This is a genomic window from Kitasatospora sp. NPDC047058 (assembly GCF_040643935.1).
In the GTDB taxonomy this organism is placed as follows: domain Bacteria; phylum Actinomycetota; class Actinomycetes; order Streptomycetales; family Streptomycetaceae; genus Kitasatospora.
Genome location: NZ_JBEYVJ010000133.1, coordinates 1 through 19,341 on the forward strand (window position 1 = coordinate 1; position 19,341 = coordinate 19,341).

The 19,341-nt window shown below is 74.0% G+C and carries 14 protein-coding genes and 2 pseudogenes; 7 read left to right on the forward strand and 9 right to left on the reverse strand.

Annotated elements, in window-relative coordinates:
• A pseudogene (locus ABZ885_RS20615) lies at nt 1-203 on the reverse strand (methyltransferase type 11); the annotation flags it as partial.
• A 29-nt stretch (nt 204-232) separates the two neighbouring features.
• On the opposite strand from ABZ885_RS20615, the gene ABZ885_RS20620 reads away from it, so the two are divergent.
• The 3 genes from ABZ885_RS20620 (at nt 233) to ABZ885_RS20630 (ending at nt 3,658) form a co-directional block, all read left to right on the forward strand.
• Nucleotides 233-1,714: a PLP-dependent aminotransferase family protein gene (locus ABZ885_RS20620; RefSeq protein WP_360190375.1), complete on the forward strand. Its 1,482-nt coding sequence runs from the start codon at nt 233-235 to the stop codon at nt 1,712-1,714.
• Nucleotides 1,715-1,911: 197 nt separating this feature from the next.
• Nucleotides 1,912-3,084, forward strand: coding sequence for a glycoside hydrolase family 3 N-terminal domain-containing protein (locus tag ABZ885_RS20625; protein WP_360190377.1), 1,173 nt, complete (start codon nt 1,912-1,914; stop codon nt 3,082-3,084).
• A 73-nt stretch (nt 3,085-3,157) separates the two neighbouring features.
• Nucleotides 3,158-3,658, forward strand: a complete 501-nt coding sequence (locus ABZ885_RS20630; protein WP_360190380.1) for a hypothetical protein — start codon at nt 3,158-3,160, stop codon at nt 3,656-3,658.
• Between the two features lie 18 nt (nt 3,659-3,676).
• Here the strand turns inward: ABZ885_RS20630 and ABZ885_RS20635 are convergent, their stop codons facing one another.
• The 5 genes from ABZ885_RS20635 to ABZ885_RS20655 form a co-directional block, all read right to left on the reverse strand.
• The gene (locus ABZ885_RS20635) at nt 3,677-4,402 is read right to left on the reverse strand and encodes a polysaccharide deacetylase family protein (RefSeq protein WP_360190383.1); all 726 of its coding nucleotides are present in this window, start codon (nt 4,400-4,402) and stop codon (nt 3,677-3,679) included.
• A gap of 88 nt (nt 4,403-4,490) precedes the next feature.
• Nucleotides 4,491-5,492, reverse strand: a complete 1,002-nt coding sequence (locus ABZ885_RS20640; RefSeq protein ID WP_360190386.1) for a hypothetical protein — start codon at nt 5,490-5,492, stop codon at nt 4,491-4,493.
• Between the two features lie 131 nt (nt 5,493-5,623).
• On the reverse strand, nt 5,624-6,433 hold the full coding sequence (locus tag ABZ885_RS20645; RefSeq protein ID WP_360190389.1) for a hypothetical protein: 810 nt from the start codon (nt 6,431-6,433) through the stop codon (nt 5,624-5,626).
• A complete protein-coding gene (locus tag ABZ885_RS20650) occupies nt 6,430-11,193 on the reverse strand; it encodes a tetratricopeptide repeat protein (protein WP_360190392.1) in 4,764 nt (1,587 codons plus the stop codon). Before ABZ885_RS20650 ends, ABZ885_RS20645 begins: the two co-directional genes overlap by 4 nt.
• A complete protein-coding gene (locus tag ABZ885_RS20655) occupies nt 11,190-12,629 on the reverse strand; it encodes a hypothetical protein (protein ID WP_360190395.1) in 1,440 nt (479 codons plus the stop codon). The genes ABZ885_RS20650 and ABZ885_RS20655 overlap by 4 nt, the downstream gene beginning before the upstream one ends.
• A gap of 426 nt (nt 12,630-13,055) precedes the next feature.
• Between ABZ885_RS20655 and ABZ885_RS20660 the strand changes: the two genes are divergently transcribed.
• The gene (locus ABZ885_RS20660) at nt 13,056-13,508 is read left to right on the forward strand and encodes a hypothetical protein (RefSeq protein WP_360190398.1); all 453 of its coding nucleotides are present in this window, start codon (nt 13,056-13,058) and stop codon (nt 13,506-13,508) included.
• Between the two features lie 112 nt (nt 13,509-13,620).
• Here ABZ885_RS20660 and ABZ885_RS20665 read toward each other — a convergent pair whose 3' ends face one another.
• Nucleotides 13,621-14,907 carry an MFS transporter gene (locus ABZ885_RS20665; RefSeq protein WP_360190400.1) on the reverse strand — a complete coding sequence of 429 codons (1,287 nt, stop codon included), beginning with the start codon at nt 14,905-14,907 and terminating at the stop codon, nt 13,621-13,623.
• A complete protein-coding gene (locus ABZ885_RS20670; RefSeq protein WP_360190403.1) occupies nt 14,904-15,443 on the reverse strand; it encodes a helix-turn-helix domain-containing protein in 540 nt (179 codons plus the stop codon). Before ABZ885_RS20670 ends, ABZ885_RS20665 begins: the two co-directional genes overlap by 4 nt.
• Before the next feature lie 198 nt (nt 15,444-15,641).
• Here ABZ885_RS20670 and ABZ885_RS20675 point away from each other — a divergent pair, with 198 nt between their 5' ends.
• Nucleotides 15,642-16,016, forward strand: a complete 375-nt coding sequence (locus ABZ885_RS20675) for a metalloregulator ArsR/SmtB family transcription factor (protein ID WP_360190406.1) — start codon at nt 15,642-15,644, stop codon at nt 16,014-16,016.
• 79 nt (nt 16,017-16,095) lie between these two features.
• Entirely contained in the window at nt 16,096-16,227 is a 132-nt protein-coding gene (locus tag ABZ885_RS20680; RefSeq protein ID WP_360190409.1) for a DUF6126 family protein, read from the forward strand.
• Here ABZ885_RS20680 and ABZ885_RS20685 read toward each other — a convergent pair.
• The gene (locus ABZ885_RS20685; RefSeq protein WP_360190412.1) at nt 16,205-18,841 is read right to left on the reverse strand and encodes a cytochrome P450; all 2,637 of its coding nucleotides are present in this window, start codon (nt 18,839-18,841) and stop codon (nt 16,205-16,207) included. The genes ABZ885_RS20680 and ABZ885_RS20685 overlap by 23 nt on opposite strands.
• A gap of 409 nt (nt 18,842-19,250) precedes the next feature.
• Between ABZ885_RS20685 and ABZ885_RS20690 the strand changes: the two are divergent.
• Nucleotides 19,251-19,341, forward strand: a pseudogene (locus ABZ885_RS20690) (2-oxo acid dehydrogenase subunit E2); the annotation flags it as partial.

A 19,341-nucleotide genomic window follows, 5' to 3' on the forward strand; every position in this document is an offset into this window, starting at 1 on the left:
GCCGCTCTTGCGCTCTGGTGCACCGTCTGCGCCCCGACGCCGCAGCCCGCCTCCAGCACCCGGCTGCCCGCCGGGTACGCCGTGCCCCCGTGCAGCAGTTCCGCGAGGGTGTTCGCCTGGTCGCCGAGGCGCTGCGCCTCGGTCGTCGAGTAGCCGTGCACGTAGCCGGCATCGGTCGTCCGTGTGGTCGTCTCCGTGGTCATGACCCCACCCTGGCCCCCACAATGGACCGGTGAACAGGTCCAAAGCGGCGGCTGTCAACAGGTCCAAAACCGCGAGCGCCGACTTCCTCCAGCTCGACACCGCCGACGCCCCGCCCGGCGGGCTCGCCGACTGGCTGGCCCGGCAGCTGCGCCGGGCGATCGCGGACGGCCGCCTCCCCACCGACAGCCGGCTGCCCGCCACCCGGGTGCTCGCCGCCGAGCTGGGCGTCTCCCGAGGAGTCGTCACCGACGCCTACCGGCGCCTCACCGAGGAGGGCCAGATCGCCGGCCGGGGCAGGGGCGGCACCGTCGTCGTCGCCACCCCCGCACCGCCGCCCCCGCCCGTCGGACCGCCCGCCGCGGCACCCGCCCTGTTCGACGCCGCGCCCGTCCCCGCCAGCTTCGACGCGCTGCGCGCCGCCCCCGCCCGGATCGACCTCGGGCCCGGCGTCCCCGACCTCGCCGCCTTCCCCCGGGCCGCCTGGCTCCGCGCCGAACGCGCCGTCCTCGACGCGCTCCCCGCCCACGGCTTCGGCTACGGCGACCCCCGCGGCACCCCCGAACTGCGGCGCGCCGTCGCCCACTGGCTCGCCCGCAACCGGGGCATCCGCGCCGACCCCGACGAGGTGCTGATCGTCGCCGGCGCCGCCCAGGCCCTCACCCTGCTCGGCCAGGTGTTCGCCGGACAGGGCATCACCGAGGTCGCCGTCGAGGACCCCGGCTCGCTCGGCACCCGCCAGCACCTCGGCCACTGGCTCACCGCCACCCCGCCCGTCCCGGTCGACGCCGACGGCATCCGGGTCGACGCCCTGCGCGCCACCGGCGCCCCCGCCGTCCTGCTCACCCCCGCCCACCAGTTCCCGACCGGCGTCGTGCTCGGCGGCGAACGGCGCCGCGAACTGCTCCGCTGGGCCGGCGAGGGCGGCCTCGTCATCGAGGACGACTACGACGCCGAACACCGCTACGACCGCGCCCCCGTCCCCGCCCTCCGCGGCGTCCGCCCCGAGCAGGTCTGCTACACCGGCAGCGTCTCCAAACTGCTCGCGCCCGCCCTGCGCACCGGCTGGCTGCTCGTACCGCCGCGCCACCGCGAGGCCGTCCTCGCGGCCAAGCGCTACACCGACCTCGGCAACGCCGCCCTGCCGCAACTGGTCCTCGCCCGGCTGATGGAGAACGGCGACCTGGAACGCCACCTGCGCCTGCTGCGCCCGCGCCACCGGCGCCGTCGCGACGCGATGATCGCCGCGATCGGCACCCACCTGCCGGGCGCCGTCGTGCACGGCGCGGCGGCCGGACTGCACCTGACGGTCACCCTCCCGGCCGGCCTGGACTGCTCCGACACCGAGCTCGCCACGGCCGCGCTCGCGCACGGCGTCAAGGTGCAGCCGCTCTCCTGGCACGCCCGGCTGCCGCAGCCGCCCGGGCTGGTGCTCGGCTACGCGGCCGGGGCGCCCGGGGAGATCGAGGAGGGCGTCGCTGTCCTGGGCCGGCTGGTGCGGCGAATGGGGTGACGGCGGGCGCGTTGGAGGGGCTGCGGTCCGTCCGGCCCCGTTACGCTGACGCCGCCCCGTGAGTCCGAGCCCGTGAGTCCGAGCCCGTGAGCCCGTGCGGCCGTGAGCCCGGACCCGGGTGCCCGGCCAGCCTGCACACCCGTGCAGCCCGTACCGTCCGTACCGCCCGTACCCGTTCCCCCCACCCGGGAGGCCCGATGCCGTCGCTCCGGCGGACCGTCCACGTCGCGGTGCTGACGCTGCTGCTGACCGCCCTGACCCCGCCGCCGCACGGCGCGGCGCGCGGGTCCCACCGGCCGCCGTCCACCGCCGAGAGGAAGAAGCCCATGCCGACCGAGGACTCCCGCCTGCTCGCCGGCCGACGGATCGTCTACTCCTACCACGGCCCCACCCCGCCGCCCGACCTGCTCCGGATCATCCGCGAGGGCCGGGCGGCCGGGGTCATCCTGTTCGGCGAGAACACCGCCCCGCCGGCCCAGCTCCACGACGCGGTCGAGAAGATGCGACAGGCCGCCGCCGAGGCGCCGGGCGCCCGCCCGCTGCTGCTGATGACCGACCAGGAGGGCGGCAAGGTCCGCCGGCTCACCGGCGAGCCCGTCCTCTCCGCCCGCAACACCGGGCTGGCGGTGCACCCGGTCACCGCGGCGGCCGACTCCGGTGCCGGCGCCGGCCGCAACCTCGCCGCGGCCGGCCTGAACACCAACCTCGCCCCGGTCCTCGACGTGTACGACACGCCCGACAACTTCATCGACCACTCCGAGCGTTCCTACAGCCAGGACCCCACCGTGGTGGCCGAGTTGGGCGCAGCCTTCGTCACCGCCCAGCAGACCCTCGGCGTCGCCGCCACCGCCAAGCACTTCCCCGGCCTCGGCGCCGCCGCCCGCGACAAGAACACCGACGAAGGCCCCGTCACCCTCTCCGTCGGGCTCGACGAGCTCCGCTCCCGCGGGGAGGCCCCCTACCACGCCGCCATCGCCGCCGGCGTCCGCCTGGTGATGACCTCCTGGGCCGTCTACCCCGCCCTCGACGCGGCCCACCCGGCCGGGCTCTCCCGCACCGTCGTCCAGGGCGAACTCCGTGACCGCCTCGGCTTCGACGGCGTCACCATCACCGACGCCATCGAGGCCGGCGCCCTCGACTCCTACGGCGACACCCCCGCCCGGGCCCTCGCCGCCGCCGAGGCCGGCATGGACCTGCTGCTCTGCTCGGGCCGCGACGTCCAGCAGGGCGAGGCCGCCGCCGACGCGCTCGCCATCGCCCTCGACTCCGGCCACCTCTCCCGCGCCGAGTTCCTGGAGGCGGTCACCCGGATCGACACCCTCCGCGCCTCCCTCGGCGCGCCCCTGGGCGCCTACCCCGGCGGCTCGTAGGCCGGGCTCGTGGGCCGGGCTCGTGTGCCGGGCGGTCCCGGTCGTGTCGGTGGCGGGGGATACCGTCCGGGCCATGGGTTTCTCCGGAACTTTCCTGGTGGCACGGGCCGATCGCCCGCTGACCGAGTTGTCGGCACTGCGGGCGGTCGACGCCTCGCCCTGCTGGTCGGCCGGGGACGGCCCCTGGCAGATCCTGCAACTGTCCCCGATCGCCGAGCCGGACGACTCGATCGTGACCGAGACGGCCGCCCCGGTGCTCGTCCTGCACGTCCAGGACAGCGACTTCGCCGGCGTACGGGCCGTCAGCCCGGGCGGCCCGGTCTGGCACTGCGTGCTCTCGCCGGAGACGGCGCGTGACTACGACGTCCCCGAGCGGTGGATCGGCGAACCCGACGAGGTCACCGATCACGCCGTCGCCTGGGCGGAGGAGGCGGGGCTGCGGCCGGACCGGGCGGCCGTGCGGGCAGTCCTGGAGGCGGAGTCCGACCCGTTCGCCGAGGACCTGGTCGTCGACCTGGTCCACGCCCTGGGCTTCCGGTTCGACGCCGGCCGGAGCCTGCACGATCCCCGCTGAGCCGCTGCTGTCGCTCGGTCAGCCGGCGAGCAGCTCGCGCAGGTCGAGGATGCGGTAGCCGCGCTCGCGGACGGCGTCGATGATCAGGGGCAGGGCCTCGGCGTCGAGGCAGGAACGGTCCGGGCTCTCGTCGGAGGTGCCGACGTGGAGCTGGAGGACGGCACCGGGGGTGAGGGCGGCGAGGGCGCGGTCGACCGCCTTGGCGGCGGTCATGCCCCCGGCCGGGCCGAGGTAGCCGTTGGTGTCGGCGGTGAACTCGAGGTCGGCGAAGCCGAGGGCGTTCACCTCGGCGATCCGCTGCGGCGTGGTCTCGCTGTAGGGGAAGCGGAAGAAGGGCAGCGGTTCGGTGCCCCCGGCCCGGCGGATCGCCGCGTCGGCACGCAGCACCTCGTCACGGGCCTGTCGGGTGGTCAGGTCGGTGAAGTACGGGTGGCTGTAGGAGTGGTTGCCGAGCCCGTGCCCCGCGGCGGCCATCGCACGGACGGCGGCCGGGTGCTGCTCGGCGAACTGCCCGGTGGGGAAGAAGGTCGCCGGCGCACCGCGGTCCCGCAGCTCGGCGAGGACGGCGTCCAGGCCGGTCTCGTCCCAGGCGGCGTTGAAGGTGATCGCCACGACCCGTTCCCCGGTGGGCAGCCGGCGGACCTCGGCACCGAGCAACGAGGCGGGCGGGGCGGCGGCGGTCACGGTGAGGACGGCGGCCAGGACGGCGGCCAGGACGGCGGCAACGGCGAGCAGACGCTTCACGGCCTCCCAACGCGGCCGGCCGGTGCGGGGACACGGTGCCGCGGCCGTTCGGGTGGGCCGGCGGCCACCGGGGGTCACGGCATCGGGGTCACGGCAGCACCCGGCTGCCGGTGACGGCCGGGCGCTGGGCGGACGCCCGGTTCCCGGCAGGCACCAACTGGCCGGTCGCCGCGAGGGCGAGGCGCGAGAACAGCGTGCCGGAGAAGCCGAAGAGCAGGGCGATGGCCAGCGCGATCGGCTGCCCCGGCGCATCCCACGAGTTGTGGAGGAACACCTGGCCGAGCAGGTTGAGTTCGGGATCGGCGAGCATCCGGACCAGCAGCAGACCGCCCGGCGCGGCCAGCGCTCCGCCGACCGGTGCCAGCACCAACACGCCCCAGGAGGACGGGCGTTGCGCCCGCATCACACCGATCAGCGGGGACAGGAACCCGCCCAGGCCGCCGACCAGCATGGTGAGCCGGTGGTCCAGCACCAACCCGATCAGCAGCACCATCCCCAGCCCGGTCAGCGTCAGCCAGAGCGCGATCCGCTGCTGCTCGTACTCCCGCTCGTAGTCGGCGTCCTCCTGGTCGTGCAGCTGCTCGGTGACGGCCAGCAGCAGCGCCCGCGCCTGCGCGTCACTGCGCTCCGGCGAGGCCAGCTCGGTGCCGAGCTCCGGCCGCCCCGGGAGAGGTGCGCCCTCCAGGCGGAGGCGGAGGGCCTCACGCCGGGCCGCGATCTCCTCCGGCCCTTCGAGTTGCAGGAGTTGGCGCTCGGCGTTGTGCAGCACCCGCCAGGCGGCGGCCGCCTTGGAGAGCGGGATCCCGATCGCCCCGCTCTTGGCCGTCAGCCGCCACACCACCGTGCCGCTGCGCTCCAGATCGTCCAGCCGGCCGACGACCGCCGACAGCGTAGCCGTGCGGACCGCGTCGTCGGGGGCCGAGGCGGCGAGCACCGCCGCCCGTGCCCGGCAGTCGAGGATCCGGCCCTGGAGCAGGCGGTAGCGCGGCGCCGCGATCAGGCCGCGGCTGGTGATGTAGACGATGATCAGGTAGCTGATGCACACCAGCTCCAGCGCCCAACGGCCGCCGCCCACCATGGTCTCCCACATCGGATCCCCCTCGCATGCCGCGTCGGGCCGCCCGTGTCTGCGCGGGCCGGCAGCCTCATCCTCCTCCCGGCGGGGTGTCCGGGGGAGGAAAATCCCGATCTTCGGCAGCCTCCGCGGAGCTCATTTGGATCTCAGATGTCGTTGCTCCGGTGGTCGATCTGGATCCACTGGATCTCGACGTCCGTGATGGCGGAGCTGAGGCGTGACCGCAGGCCGTCCTCGGAGTCCGTGATCCCCGTGAGGAGGACGGTGAACGGCTTGGCCGCGGCCCGGCGGGCGAGGAACGCGGTGGCGTTCGGCAGGCGGCCCGGTCCGGGAAGCGGCGGCATGTGGGCCGGGTGCAGGAGATACGTCGTCTCCGGGTCGACGTCGGCGCGGGCGTGCAGCCGGGGAAGCTCGGCGTCCGTCGCCCCGTACTGCTTGGCCACGGCAGCGGCGGCCCGGTGGGCCGGGCCGACGGCCAGCCCGGTCCCGATGCACCGGTAGAAGTCGCGGGCGAAGTCCTGGGCCAGCCCGTCGCGCACCCGGCCCTGGTAGCCGATGGCGCAGCCGACGCACTGCGCGAGCTCCTCGGCGATCGCCGAGCTGTCGCAGGCGTTGAGCACGGCGAGGCGGACTGCCTTTCCTACGCTGGTCAGCAGTTCGCCGAGCCCGGCGGTGACCATCGGGGCGTCGCCGCCGTCCGAGGTCAGGACCCGCAGCCCGTCGACGGTCGCGTGGCCGGAGAAGTGGATCACGGTGGGAGCGTGGTCCAGCACCAGCCCCAGGATGTCCTCGCCCCGGACGGCCTGGGCCGGTTGCAGCTTCAGGCCGTCACGGTAGCGGGACGCCCGGATCGAGTCGCTCACCTGGCGCTGCTCGTCGGCCGTGTTGGGGCCGCCGAGGTGGGGAGCGACGGCGGCCAGCATGAGGACGACGGCGGGCGGTGGTGGCGTCGTCACCCCTTCGCTGCCTGGGTGTCGGTGGCGAGGACGGCCTGGAGGACGGTGCTCAGGGCTGCCGCCCGGGAGGGGCGCGCGCCGATGAGGGCGGCGAGTTCGGCGAGGACGCGGTCGCGGTCGCCGGGGGTGGGGGTCCTCGCCTCGGCAGCCGCGGCGAGGACGTCGGCGGGGGCTGCGGTTGCCGCGATGTGGGCGGCGAGGGGGGTGGGGCGGGGAGCGGGCGTGTCGTCGGGCTCGATGCTGGCAGGTGCCGCTTCCGCGGGGGCGAGGGCGCGGGCGGCGAGCCAGTGTGCGGCTGCTGTCCAGAAGGAGCTGAGGACGAACTCCTCCAGTACGGCGAGCCACTCCAGGGTCGGGCCGTCGGCGATCTCCAGCGCCCGCTGGATCCGGGCGTGGAGCGCCTGGTGGTTAGCGAGGGCCTGGTAGGCGGGTTCGATCCCGTCGGACGTGGCCAGCGCGAGGATCGCCCGGTGGGTCGCGATCACTGGATTCGGGCCCTGTTGTCCATCGGCCATGGCGGCGAGGGCTGCGTCGGCGTCGGGAGCCAGCAGATCCTGGGCGTGGGCGGTGAGGAATGCTGTCGACCGCGTCCAGCCCTCCTCTCGCGCGCCTTCCTTGATCCACTCGACGAGCGTCTCCTGCAGCAGCATCGGGCGGTAGACCGCCATCGCGGGAGCACCCGCACGCATTTGGTCGAGGAATTGGTCGTGGCGAGCGGCGGATGGTGACAGGAGAGTCAACTCCTGAAGTGCCAAGTGTGAGTCGTCGTAGAGAAGTTCGGGGTGATCTAGTAGGAAACGGTAGGAGTCCGACCAGGTGTCGGTGTTGATCCAGTCTGCGGCCAGCTGCAGCGACTCGGGTGTGATGTCCAGCCAGGACGAGGCTTTCGATTCGGCGCACAGGTCCGTGATGACCTCGCGCTGTCCCGGCGCGTCGGCGGCGATGCTCCGCAGCCGTTGGCGGACCTGGAAGGCCACGCGTGCGCCGAGTTCCTGGGTGGGGCGGAGCAATGCGCACAGAGCCACGACGCCTTCGCCGATCCCGATTCGGTGGACCAGGAACTCGGCCCGGCGGTGGGCGATGTTGGCTGCTATGCGCGGCTGACCGCGCCAGTCGTCGATGACGTCATCGAAGAGCCGGAGCGCTTGGGCCGTTAGTCCGACCTCGGCTAGGCATGTCGCGAGGTTGTTGAGGCTGCCGGCGAGGTTGGGGAGGTAGGCGTCGGGGTTGGCCTGGGCGAGGTTGCGGTAGGTGGTGGCGGCTTCTTGGGCGGGGGCGAGGGCTTCGTCGTGCCTTCCGACTGCGGACAGGTGCGCGGCGAGGTTGTTGAGGCTGCCGGCGAGGTCGGGGAGGTAGGCGTCGGGGTTGGCGCGGGCGAGGTCGCGGCGGATTCGTACGGCTTCCTGGACGGGGGCGAGGGCATCGTCGCGCCTTCCGGCCTCGGAGAGGTGGTTGGCGAGGTTGTTGAGTGCCATGGCGAGGTCGGGGAGGTAGGCGTCGGGGTTGGCGCGGGCGAGGTCGCGGTAGGTGGTGGCGGCCTCTTGGGCGGGGGCGAGGGCTTCGTTGCGCCTGCCGCCCTCGGACAGGGCTGCGGCGAGGTTGTTGAGTGCCATGGCGAGGTTGGGGAGGTAGGCGTCGGGGTTGGCGCGGGCGAGGTCGCGGCGAATTCGTACGGCTTCCTGGACGGGGGCGAGGGCTTCCTCGCGCCTGCCGACGCCGGCGAGTCGTGCGGCGAGGTTGTTGAGTGCCATGGCCAGGTCGGGGAGATGGGCGTCGGGGTTGGCGTGGGCGAGGTCGCGGCGGATTCGTACGGCTTCCTGGACGGGGGCGAGGCCTTCGTCGCGCCTGCCGACTGCGGCGAGACATGTGGCGAGGGTGCTGAGGCTGCCGGCCAGGTCGGGGAGATGGGCGTCGGGGTTGGCGCGGGCGAGGTTGCGGTAGGTGATGGCGGCTTCTTGGGCGGGGGCGAGGGCTTCGTCGCGCCTGCCGACTGCGGCGAGTCGTGTGGCGAGGTTGCTGAGGGTGCCAGCGAGGTTGGGGAGGTGGGCGTCGGGGTTGGTGTTGGCGAGGTTGCGGTAGGTGATGGCGGCTTCCTGGGCGGGGGCGAGGGCTTCCTCGCGCCGGCCGACTGCGGACAGGTGTGCGGCGAGATTGTTGAGGGTGGCGGCGAGGTTGGGGAGGTGGGCGTTGGGGTTGGCGCGGGCGAGGTTGCGGTAGGTGATGGCGGCTTCCTGGGCGGGGGCGAGGGCTTCCTCGCTCCGGCCGACCTCGGACAATGCTGCGGCGAGGTTGTTGAGTGCCATGGCGAGGTTGGGGAGGTGGGCGTTGGAGCTGCCGCGGGCGAGCTCGCGGTAGATGGTGGCGGCTTCTTGGGCGGGGGCGAGGACTTCCTCACGGCGGCCGACTGCGGCGAGACACGTGGCGAGGTTGTTGAGGCTGCCAGCGAGGTCGGGGACGTGGTCGGGGTTGGTGTTGGCGAGGTTGCGGTAGGTGGTGGCGGCTTCTTGGGCGGGGGCGAGGGCTTCGTCGCGCCGCCCAACCTCGGACAGGTAAGCGGCGAGGTCGTGTAGGGCGCTGGCGAGGTCGGGGAGGTAACTCCCGGGATCAGCCGCAACGAGCTGCCGCAGCGCCGCCACGCCGGGCCCGCCCGCGCTGAGGGCGTGGGCGGCGATCCTCTGCCGCACGTAGGGGTTGACCAATTCCGGCTGTCCCCCCTCACCGGCCTGTTCCAACAGCAGGGCGACGAACGCCCCGACGATCGCCAGCGCCGCCGGCGTTCCGTCCACGGCGGCGGGCCCCGAGACGCCCCGGAGGTGGGTGACCAACTCCCGGTGGTAGAGGCGGTAGACGGCCTGCGGGCCGTCGCTGTCCTCGACGATGTAGCGCCCGTAGTGCTTCAGCAGCCAGTCGATGTCGTCCGGCCCGTACACAGTGCCTTCCTCGCTCACGGCCTGGGCTGCCGTCTCCCAGACACCGAGAGCGGGCATACCGTAGCCCGCCGCCCAGGCCAGCGCGGTGAGCAGGTCCTGGGCGGCGTCCGGTAGGGCAACGCCGTCCCGGTGGCGAACGTCACCAGCGGCAAGGTCGTTCCGCAGAGCCTCGGCGATGGTGGACGGGATCAGGTCGTGCCAGGGCCGCTCCGGGTTGGCCGACAGAGCGTGGGCCAGTGAGGACGCGACGATCCGTGCGAAGAGGAAGCCGCCGCTCCCACGGGCCGCTCGGTCGGCCAGGACCGGGGCGATCTCGCTCGCGGTCGCGTCCGGTAGCCCGTCGGCGATCAGCCGCTTCTCGACGTACTCGGCGATGTCGCCCACCGTGTCCGGTTCCTGGTCGAGGTCGACTGTCAGGACCGAAGACTGCATGATCCGGCTGAGTGCGGCGTCCAGGGTCTCGCCGGACTGCTGCTGGTGCGGCTGGAACGGGCGGTCGCGCGAGGCGAGCAGGACCGTGCAGAGGCGGCTCAAGGGGACCAGCAGCTGTTCGGAGATCAGCCCGGCCTGCCCGGGCGCCGCCTCGTCGAGGCCGTCCAGCACCAGGAGGCGACGCCGGTGCTCGGCCCTCTCCTGCTTCTCCAGCTCGGAGATCAGCGCAGCCGGAGTCTTCGGCACGGGAAGGCCGAGGGGGTACGCCAGGGACTCGGCGAGATCCTGCACGTTCATGCCGCGCAGGTGCAGGGCGACGTCCACGACGCCCTCGCCGGGGTCCGGTTCGCCCTCGGCGAGGGGTGCGTGGGCCATGAGGTCGGCGCGCTGGACCGTGTTGGAGAGGGCGGCGATCCGGCCGGCCACGGCGGACTTGCCGACTCCGGCGCTGCCGGTCAACAGCAGCATCCCCGCGGGCCGTTCGGCCATCCAGGCCGTGATCTTCTCAAGGGCCCGCTGGCGCCCGGTGAAGAGCCAGCCCTCCTCGGTCCGGGCGATCCCGCGCGCGGCCAGGATCAGGTGTTCGACCAGGTCCTCGGAGCCCGGGGGGCTGAACAGCGGGTTGTGGAACATCGGGAGCGGCCGCTCGGTGCTGACCAGAGCGGGGCGCTGTCCGCTGGTGGGCCACTCCGCGATCACGGCCTGGGCCAGGGTGTGGCCGGTGATGCCCTCGTTCCGGACGCTCCACTCGTGCCGGTACTGGCCGTCCACGTCGGCGTCGCCACCCGGGGCGTCCGAGCGACGGCGCGGGCCCTCCCGGAGGAGCCGCAGCACCGTCTCCAGGAGGACGCCGCGGGCGCCGGCCGCCTTCTCGTGCGGCTGGCAGGCGGCGAGTACGCCCAGCCAGCGGGCGCGGGGCTCGGGTGCGGGGCGAAGCGACCACGTCTTGAACGCCTGGTTCAGTGCGGCCATGAGGCCGGCGCCCGAGTGGCACGTGTCGAGCAGCAGCAGGATCTGATCTGCTCCGCTCTTCACCGCCTGGTTGGCCACCTGCTCGGAGGTGGAGTAGCCCTCGAGGTCGGTTAGGTCCGCGGTGTCCCGGGCGATCAGCTTCAGGAGCCCGCTGCCGTCGACCTCGCCGTGGCCGGACCAGGCGACCACCGCCGGTCCGTGCTTGCCCCCGTCCGACCAGTCGCGTGCCCAGCTCCGCAGAGCGGTACGCACGTCGTCCTGCCCGGGATTCGGCACGATCACCGACCGGAAGCCGTACCCGCCGAGCACCTCGGCGAGGTCCCCCACCTGCTGCACTGCGCCGACGAGGGGCCTCCACCGCGTGTCGTCGTAGGTGTCGTACACGATGCCGAGGAAGGCGCCCGGGACGGTGGAGTGGTCGGTCATGCGATGCCTCCGATGAGGGTCAGGGCGGTGACGGCGGTGTCCGCGCTGTCGTCCGCCGCGTGGACGGCGACGGCGTACGCGCCGGCGGGGAGGTCGGTGAACGCGCCTTCGTAGCAGCCGGTCTGCCGGTTGTAGGGCAGGCGGCGCCAGTCCTGCCGGCCGTCCTCGCCCGTGATCGACGTCTGGATGGACAACTCGTCGGCCCCCGGGCGGTTGCCGGCGACCCTGACCGTCAGCTCCAGCGGCTCGCCGTCCGCCAGGTACTCGGGTGCGAGCAGGCTCAGGGGGTAGGCGGCGGTCGAGCCCCGGTAGACGCCCGGCGCGGGGGCCAGATAGTCGAAGAGGACGGCCCGCACGTCGGCGTGGTTCTTGATCGCACCGTGGTTGGCGAAGGACGAGCGTGTTGCGGTCGGGTCGCCCGGGGACGCCTCGGCGGGGTAGGCGGCGAACCTGGGCACGCGGCCGTCGCCGCCCTCCTCCTTGCCGTTGATGGTGGTGAGGAGCCGCAGCCGCTCGCCCTCGGGGACGGCGGTCGTGGGGGTGGGCTGGCGGACGCCGACCACCGGCAGGCAGAGCCGTTCGGCACCGGGGCCGTCCCGTTCCACCCGGGCCAGCGCCGCCGTGCGGATCTCGGCGTGGAAGCGTTCGGCCTCCGCCAGCAACCCGCCGTCCACGCCGGGGAGTCCGCCGCTGATCTCGCCGGGGCGCTTGAGGCCCTCGGGGGTGACCAGGCAGGCGTAGTCGGGGATGAGCTGGTGGGTGGACGGCAGGCTGCGGCCGAACGGGGTCAGGTCGACGCCGGCCGGTCCGAGGCCGAGCCGGTGCCCGTTGACCAGGGACTCCAGTGCGCCGAGCGAGCCGCGGTGCGGTGTGCCCAGGGTGATCAGCCGGCGGGTGACCTCGGCGCCACCGCAGCACTCGACGTAGTAGCGGGCGACCAGCCCGCCCATCGAGTGGCAGATCAGCCGGACCCGGGCGTCGGCGCGTTCCGGTGACGAGGCCTGCCAGCGACCGAGCGCCTCGTTCACCCGCTCGGCGAGCCGCCGGGCGTTGTAGCGGCAGGAGAGGCGCCAGTCGTACGCGAACTCGACCAGGTTGACCGGGACTTCCGCCGGAGCGCCCGGCAGTGCGCGGCGGACGCTGAAGTTGCGTTCCAGCCAGGCGCACAGGTCGCCGTAGCCGTTGACCAGCGGCCAGATCCCGGGGAGCGCGTGCAGCGAGGGGACGAGGCCGGTCGCTTCGACGCCGTCGCCGGGGTGGTCGTCGCCGATGTCGCGGGGGAGCCGGAGGGCGGTCACCGAGCGGGCGAAGGTGCGGATCCCGTCCCACACGGCGCCGGGGGAGGGGCCCCAGACCTCGCGGCCGTCGACGGCCAGCCGGCTGCCGAGGATGCCCGGGACGACGACCACGAGGTCGTCCAGCTGTTCGCGCTCCATGGTTGGGCGTTTCCCCCTCGCTCTGGTCCACGACGGCATGCGCGGGACCGGTGCGGCCGACGTGCTCTCCGTGGGATGAATACCAGACTGATGCGCACCCGTTGGGCTGATCAGGTGTCAAGTCAGGCTCAGGCAAGGCAAGCACAAGACCGCAGAAACGATTCGCCAGGCCGTGGATCCCGGGAGGGCGCGCGGAGGTGACGAGGAGCGCGCAGCGGATGGAGCCGCGCGCCCCCGACTGAGCACCGAGATCGAGCCATCGAAGGCTGTTTCCGGTCGGTCTGATGGGTTGATCGTCGGTTTGGCGGCGGTGTGTTCGAATCGTGTGCAAGGGTTGCGGAGTGGCACATGTGAAATGTCACATGGGGCTACGTTGTGAAGTGACGTACCAGAGCAGTGATGTACCGAGAGATGTGGAGTACCGAAATGAACCGACTGACTCTGCTGGCCGCCGGCATCGCCGGCGCGGCGACCCTGCTGGCCGTTCCCGCCGAGGCGGGCGCGGCGACCGCGACCACCACGGCCACCACCGTCACCTGTGGTGCCTCCGGGCTGCAGGCCGGCCTGTCGACCAAGGTGTGTGCCGAGATCACCGGTGACAGCGTCCAGTTCTACGGGCAGATCAGCCTGGCCGGCCCGCCGAGCCCGGGCACCACGCTGCCGACGCGGGAGCTGCTGACCGGCCTGTCCGGCCAGGTCGTGGGCGGGGCCTCGCTCGGCACGGTGAACGGGTACACGCGGTTCACCGCCAGCACGGTGCAGGTGCGCGGCGTCGGCGGCACGGTGCCGTGCGGCTCGACCGTCCACGGCAGCTTCAGCGTGGCCGAGTTCCCGTGGAGCCCGGTGCCGGTGACCGTGGACGTCGCGGTGCCGTGCTGACATAGCGTCAGCGCACGAAGCCGGGCCCGGGAGTTGGCGGACTCCCGGGCCCGGTGCCGTCCGGCCGGCGTGCGCCGGCCGGCCCGGCATGCCTCGACGACCTCACGAAGACCTACACGGCACCCTCGAGAACGGGCTCCCGGGATTCCGGGCGAGCCGGATCACCGGCCGGGGCGGCGGCGCGCAGTGCCGCCTCGACCCGGCGGTTGCTGGTCATGGTCGCCGTGACGGCGGTCATCGTGAGGAGCAGGCCGGCCGCGGTGTAGAGCGGGGTGCGGACGTCGTAGGTGGTGGCCAGCCAGCCGCCGAGGAAGGCGCCGAACGGCGCGGCGCACATGGCCAGCATGCGGGAGGTGGAGGCGACCCGGCCCATCAGGTGGGCGGGGACGATCGCCTGGCGGAGGGAGGGGCCGAGCACCATCGTGGCGCCCATGCCCGCTCCGCAGACGGCGAGCGCGAGGCCGGCGACGTACGGGTTCGGGGCGGCGGCCAGGCTCAGGATGGCGAGTCCCTCGACGGTGGCCGTACAGGTCAGCGCGGTGCCGGTGCCGAGCCGTCGGCGGAGGAAGGAGGCGATGCCCGCGCCGAGCAGGCCGCCGGTGGCCTCCGCCGTGAGGAGCAGGCCGAAGCCGAAGGTGCCGACGCCGAGCCGGTCGTGCGCGAAGAGGGCGAGGACGGTCTCCACGGCGAGGAAGGCGATGTTCCCGACCGCCGGGCGCAGCGCGAGTCCGAGCAGCAGCTGGTCCCGGAACACGTATGAGGCGCCGGCCCGCGCCTGCCGCAGCAGCGACTCACGGGCCTGCGGTACGGGCCCGGGTGCGGCGGGCAGCGACCGGACGAGCACGGCGGAGACCGCGAACGACACCGCGTCGGCGAGCAGCGGGACCGACCGTCCGAGCGCGAGCAGGGTGCTGCCCGCGGGAGGGCCGGCGAAGCCGGACGCGGCGGTCTGGGTGCCGCGCAGGCGGGAGTTGGCGCGCTCCAGGAGTGCGGGGTCGCGGCCGAGCAGATCCGGCAGGTAGGCCGTGGCGGCCGTGTCGAAGAAGAGTCCGCCGAGGCCGAGCAGGAAGGCGAGGGCCGCGAGCAGCGGAATGCTCAGCACGTCGAGCGCGGCCGCCGCCGCCGGTATCGCGAGCAGCGCCGCACGGGCCGCGTCCGTGATCCACATCGTGCGCCGACGGTCCCAGCGGTCCACCAGTGCGCCGCCGAGCACCCCGAAGAGCAGCCACGGCAGCGTGCCGGAGGCCGTGACGACGGCGAGCGCCATCGGATCCTGCGTCAGCGTCAAGGCGAGCAGCGGCAGCGCGGCATGCGACACCCCGTCACCGAGCGAGGAGACCGTCTGTGCGGTCCACAGCCGTCCGAACCCGGTCGGCAACTTCTGGACGTCCGAAATCACTTGGCGTCCCCCTCGGCCTGGCCGCGACGGGCCGGGTGGAACAGGGCGAAGACGAGGGACGCGTCCGGCAGTGACGGGTCGGACAGTGCCCGGTACTCGTCCGCCAGGGCCTGCAGCCGTGCCCCCAGTTCGGCGAACTGCTCCTCGGTGAGCCGCAGGTGCGCCATCCGGACGTGCCGCTCGCCGTCCACCGGCGCCGCCTCCAGGTCCGCCACCGCATGGCGCATCAGCACGTCCGGCTCTCCCTCGCCGCGCTCCGGCAGCATGATCGCCCGTGCGGCCATGGCGTAGTACCGCTCGGTGACCCCCCGGACCTTCCGCGTCCGCACCACCTTCACCAGGCCGGCCCGTTCGAGCAGCCGCACGTGGTAGCTGGAACTCCCCTTGGCGAGGCCGACGCGCTCGGCGATCTGCGTGATCGTCGCGGGCTCGAAGCGGAGCACGGCCATGATCCGGTGACGTGTGAGGTTGGAGACGGCTCGGAGCTGCTCGTCGGTGGTGACGTGGAACGTCTCGGGAAGATCATCGGTAGGCATGCGCTAATGGTCAACGTTTCTTGACCATTGCGCAAGGGGGTTTCCGGAACCGCCTCCCGGATGGCTCAAGAGGAGCCCGGGCGGGGGCCGGTTCGATGACGACTTGAAGAACTCTTCATCCGCAGGGGATGATGCTCCCCGGTCGTGCCGGGCCACCCGGGCACCCCGCACCAGCGAGCACGAGGAAGAGGGCGGACGATGCCGGTCCCGCTGTACCAGGCCAAGGCGGAGTTCTTCCGTACCCTCGGACACCCCGTCCGCATCCGCGTCCTGGAACTGCTGCAGGACGGGCCGCGGCCGGTGCGCGAGCTGCTGGCCGAGATCGAGGTCGAGCCGTCGAACCTCTCCCAGCAGCTCGCGGTGCTCCGCCGCACCCAGCTGGTCACGGCCACCCGCGAGGGCAACACCGTGGTGTACGCGCTGAGCACGCCGGACGTGGCCGAGCTGCTGCGCGCCGCCCGGCGCATCCTCACCGAGCTGATCACCGACCAGGGTGCGCTGCTCACCGAGCTCCGCGCACCCGGCAGCCGCGCCGTTCCGGCGGCCTACCCCGCGCGCCCGGCGGAGGAATGAGCACCCGGCGGCGGCACCGGCAGGTTCCGCCGCCCGGGGGACAGACGGCAGTACCGCCCGACCGAAGGAGAACCCGGCCATGGCCGACGGCAACAGCGACGAGAACAGCAGGCGCAAGGCCATGCTGGTCCGCGCGGGCATCTACATCTTCGCCACGCACCTCTTCGCGGGCTTCGTCATCCTGCTGTTCACCCTCGGCGGTCGGCGCTGAGCCATTCGGCGCCGGGCCACTCGGCTCCGCGCTGACCGCCACCGGGCCGGCTGCCACCGGTGCGACCGCCACCGGACGGGGCGTCGTCCGGCCGGGCGTCGGCGCCGAGGTACCGGCGGGTGGTGCTGGTCCAGGCCTGGACGCCTTCGACCAGCTCCATCGTGCCGTTGAGGTACCAGTGTCCGGCCGGGTGGCGGAGCAGCAGGCCCCGCCGCAGGGTGTCGCTCTCCTCCCGCAGCTGCGCGATCCGGGCCCGGACGGTCCCCGCGGCCTGGGTGCGGGTGCAGCCGCGGACGCGTTGCAGGGTCAGCACCGTGTTGAAGGCGGCGGCCGGCTGGCGTTCCTCACGCTCCAGTGAGTAGAGGTCGTTGATCAGCGTCGCGGCGTCGGCGGTGTGGGCGCGCAGCCGGTGCAGCGCGGGCTCGGCGTGCAGCCGGGCCGGGGCGTCGAAGCCGTGGACCCGCTCCAGTATGTTCATGAACGGGTAGAGGCAGCTGGCGTGGCGGCGGAGCCGCACGGTCTCGGGGAGGCCGGGGAAGGTGCGGCCGGCCCGGTGGGCGGACTCGGCGAGGAACGTCTGCAGACAGGCCCGCCACTCGGCGGCGGCCCGCTCGCGCCAGGCGGGCGACATGGCGTGGCACTGACGCCGCCACAGCTCCCGCCAGCAGTGCAGCAGTGGCGCGTCGCCCGGTGCGGGCGGCGGGGCGTCCCCGGCCAGGACGGCGAGCAGCGGGTGGACGACGGCGCGGGCCTCGGCGGGGTGACGGCCGGGCGGGCCGTCGAAGCGGTCGTCGAGGATGGTGAACCAGCCGAGGACGTCGACCAGCAGGCCGAGTTCGGCGCCGTGGGCCCGGGGGTAGGCGTGGCCGATCAGCTCGGGGAGCGCGTAGGCCTGGTAGCGCGGCAGGTCGACGCGGGTGAGCAGGCCGTGCTGCAGTGCCCAGTCCGCGTGCCGGGCGGTGGCGCCGTGCAGGTCGTCGGGAACGCGGCGGCCGGCCGGCCCGGGGGACGGCAGCACCGGGTGCGCAGGTGGGCCGGGCCGGGGAACGGCGGCGGTCCGCGCGGCACTGGCACTGGCAGTGGTCGCGGCGGTGGCGCCGGCCCGGCCGCCGTCGCGCGGGGTGAGCCGGACGCGCAGGCCCTGGGCCTGGACGGTGGTCCAGACGACCTCGCGGGCCCGGGCGCCCGGGACGGCCGTGGGCCGCCAGCGGCGCAGGATCGCGGCGGCGGCCACCGTCAGCTCCGCCCAGGCGAAGGCCTCGCCGATGCACTTGTGCTTGCCCGCCCCGAACGGCAGGAACGCCTCCCTCCCGGCGCCCGCCGCGGCGCCGCCCTCGCGCCAGCGGCCGGGGCGGAAGCGCAGCGGGTCCGGGTGGAGCAGCGGGTCGCGGTGCAGCGCGGTGAAGCTGTAGAGGAGTTCGGTGCCGGCCGGGATGCGGTACGGGCCGAGCTCGACCGGCGCGCGCGCGGTCCGCATCAGGAAGGCGTTCGGCGCGTGCAGCCGGACCACCTCCTGCATGACGCAGCGCGTGTATGTGAGCCGGGCGAGCGCCTCCGGGGTGGGGACGGTGCCCGCCGGGAGGTGTTCGTCCAGCTCCGCGAGGACGCGGGCCTCCATCCGGGGGTGCCGCAGCAGTTCGTCGATCAGCCAGGTGAGCGTGGTGGAGACGGTCTCGGTGCCCGCGCCGAACATGGTGATCGCCTCGGAGCGCACGTCCGCCTCGGTGAGCGGCCGGCCGGTGGCGGGGTCGGTGGCGGCGCGCAGCAGCCCGGGCAGCGTGCCGTCCTGGCCGGTGGCCCGCGGGCCGGACGCGGCGCCGCCGAACGGACAGCCGCCCGCCGGCGAACCGACGCCGCCGGCCGGAACCGCGTCCCACACCGTGGCCGGACCGCCCGGCCGGGGAGCCCCGTCGACGGCCTGGTCGACCACCCGGTTCAGCACCCGCACGGCCGCGTCGAAGCGCCGATTGACCGGCAGCGGCAGCCGGGCGAACGCCGGGTGCGGGTAGAGCGACTGGACGATCTGGCCCTTGACCAGGTCGGGCAGCGCCCGGTGGAAGGCGAGCGTGGCGGCCTCGCTCAGCCGCGCGTCGAACAGGGCGCGGGTGACGATCTCCAGCGCGAGGTGGTTCATCTCCTTGGCGACGTCGAGGACCTGGCCCGGCCGCCAGCGTCCGGCCCGTTCCTCGGTGACCTGGTGCATCACCGCGAGGTAGCCGGCCATCCGGTCCGGGCCGAAGGCGGGCTGGACGATCCGGCGGCGGTCGCGGTGCGCCCGGCCCTCGGACATCAGCAGCCCGTCGCCGAACGCCGTCCTGAGGGTGTCCTGGACGGCGCCGCGCGGACAGTCGTGGGCGAGCGCCACCAGCAGGGTGTGGACCAGGCGGGCGTCGGTCACCACGCAGACGGTGCGCGGCCCGAGCCGGATCCGCACCACCCCGCCGTGACGGGAGAGCGAGCCGAGGAATCCCAGCGGGTCGCGTAGCAGCGCGGGGGCGTGGCCGAGGCCGGGGAGGGCGCCGGGTGCGAGCGGGGGAGCGGCCGCGGGGGCCGCCGGCCGGCGGGTGCCTCCGTGTGCGGCGACCGGTCTGCGGACCTCGTTCGTCAGGAGCATGACATCACCTCTCACCAGTTGGACCGGCGCGGCGGGAGCACCGGAGCGGCCGCCGCGACAGGCGGAATCCGAGGGCCCCGACCAGCGCGGACCCCCGCGCGCGCCACAGGCAGCCGGGGGCGCACGCCATAGCAAACGCGCCGGTCCGGCGAGCGTTGCGCTGGACGGCCGGGGATCACCCCAACGGTGGAGCGCACCGCGCCCTGCCCGGCGCACCGGGCGCGGCGCACATCCCGGCCGGCCGGGATGTTCCGGGTCGTGGGCGCACCGTCGCGCCTGCCGGGGCGGCACTCCGGGGCGCCGCTCCTGAGCTGGGCGGACGGCCCGCGCCCGGCCGCCCGTCCTTGCCGTGGAGGCAGGGTCTTTTGGCCCTCGGCCGGAGGGCCCGCGCGGGTCCAGCATGGTCCGGATCAACGCGCAGTGGGACGAGGCGGCCCAGGAGATCGTCATCAAGGGCCAGGTGAACCTCGGCATCGCCGCGGCCACCCCGCGCGGCCTGA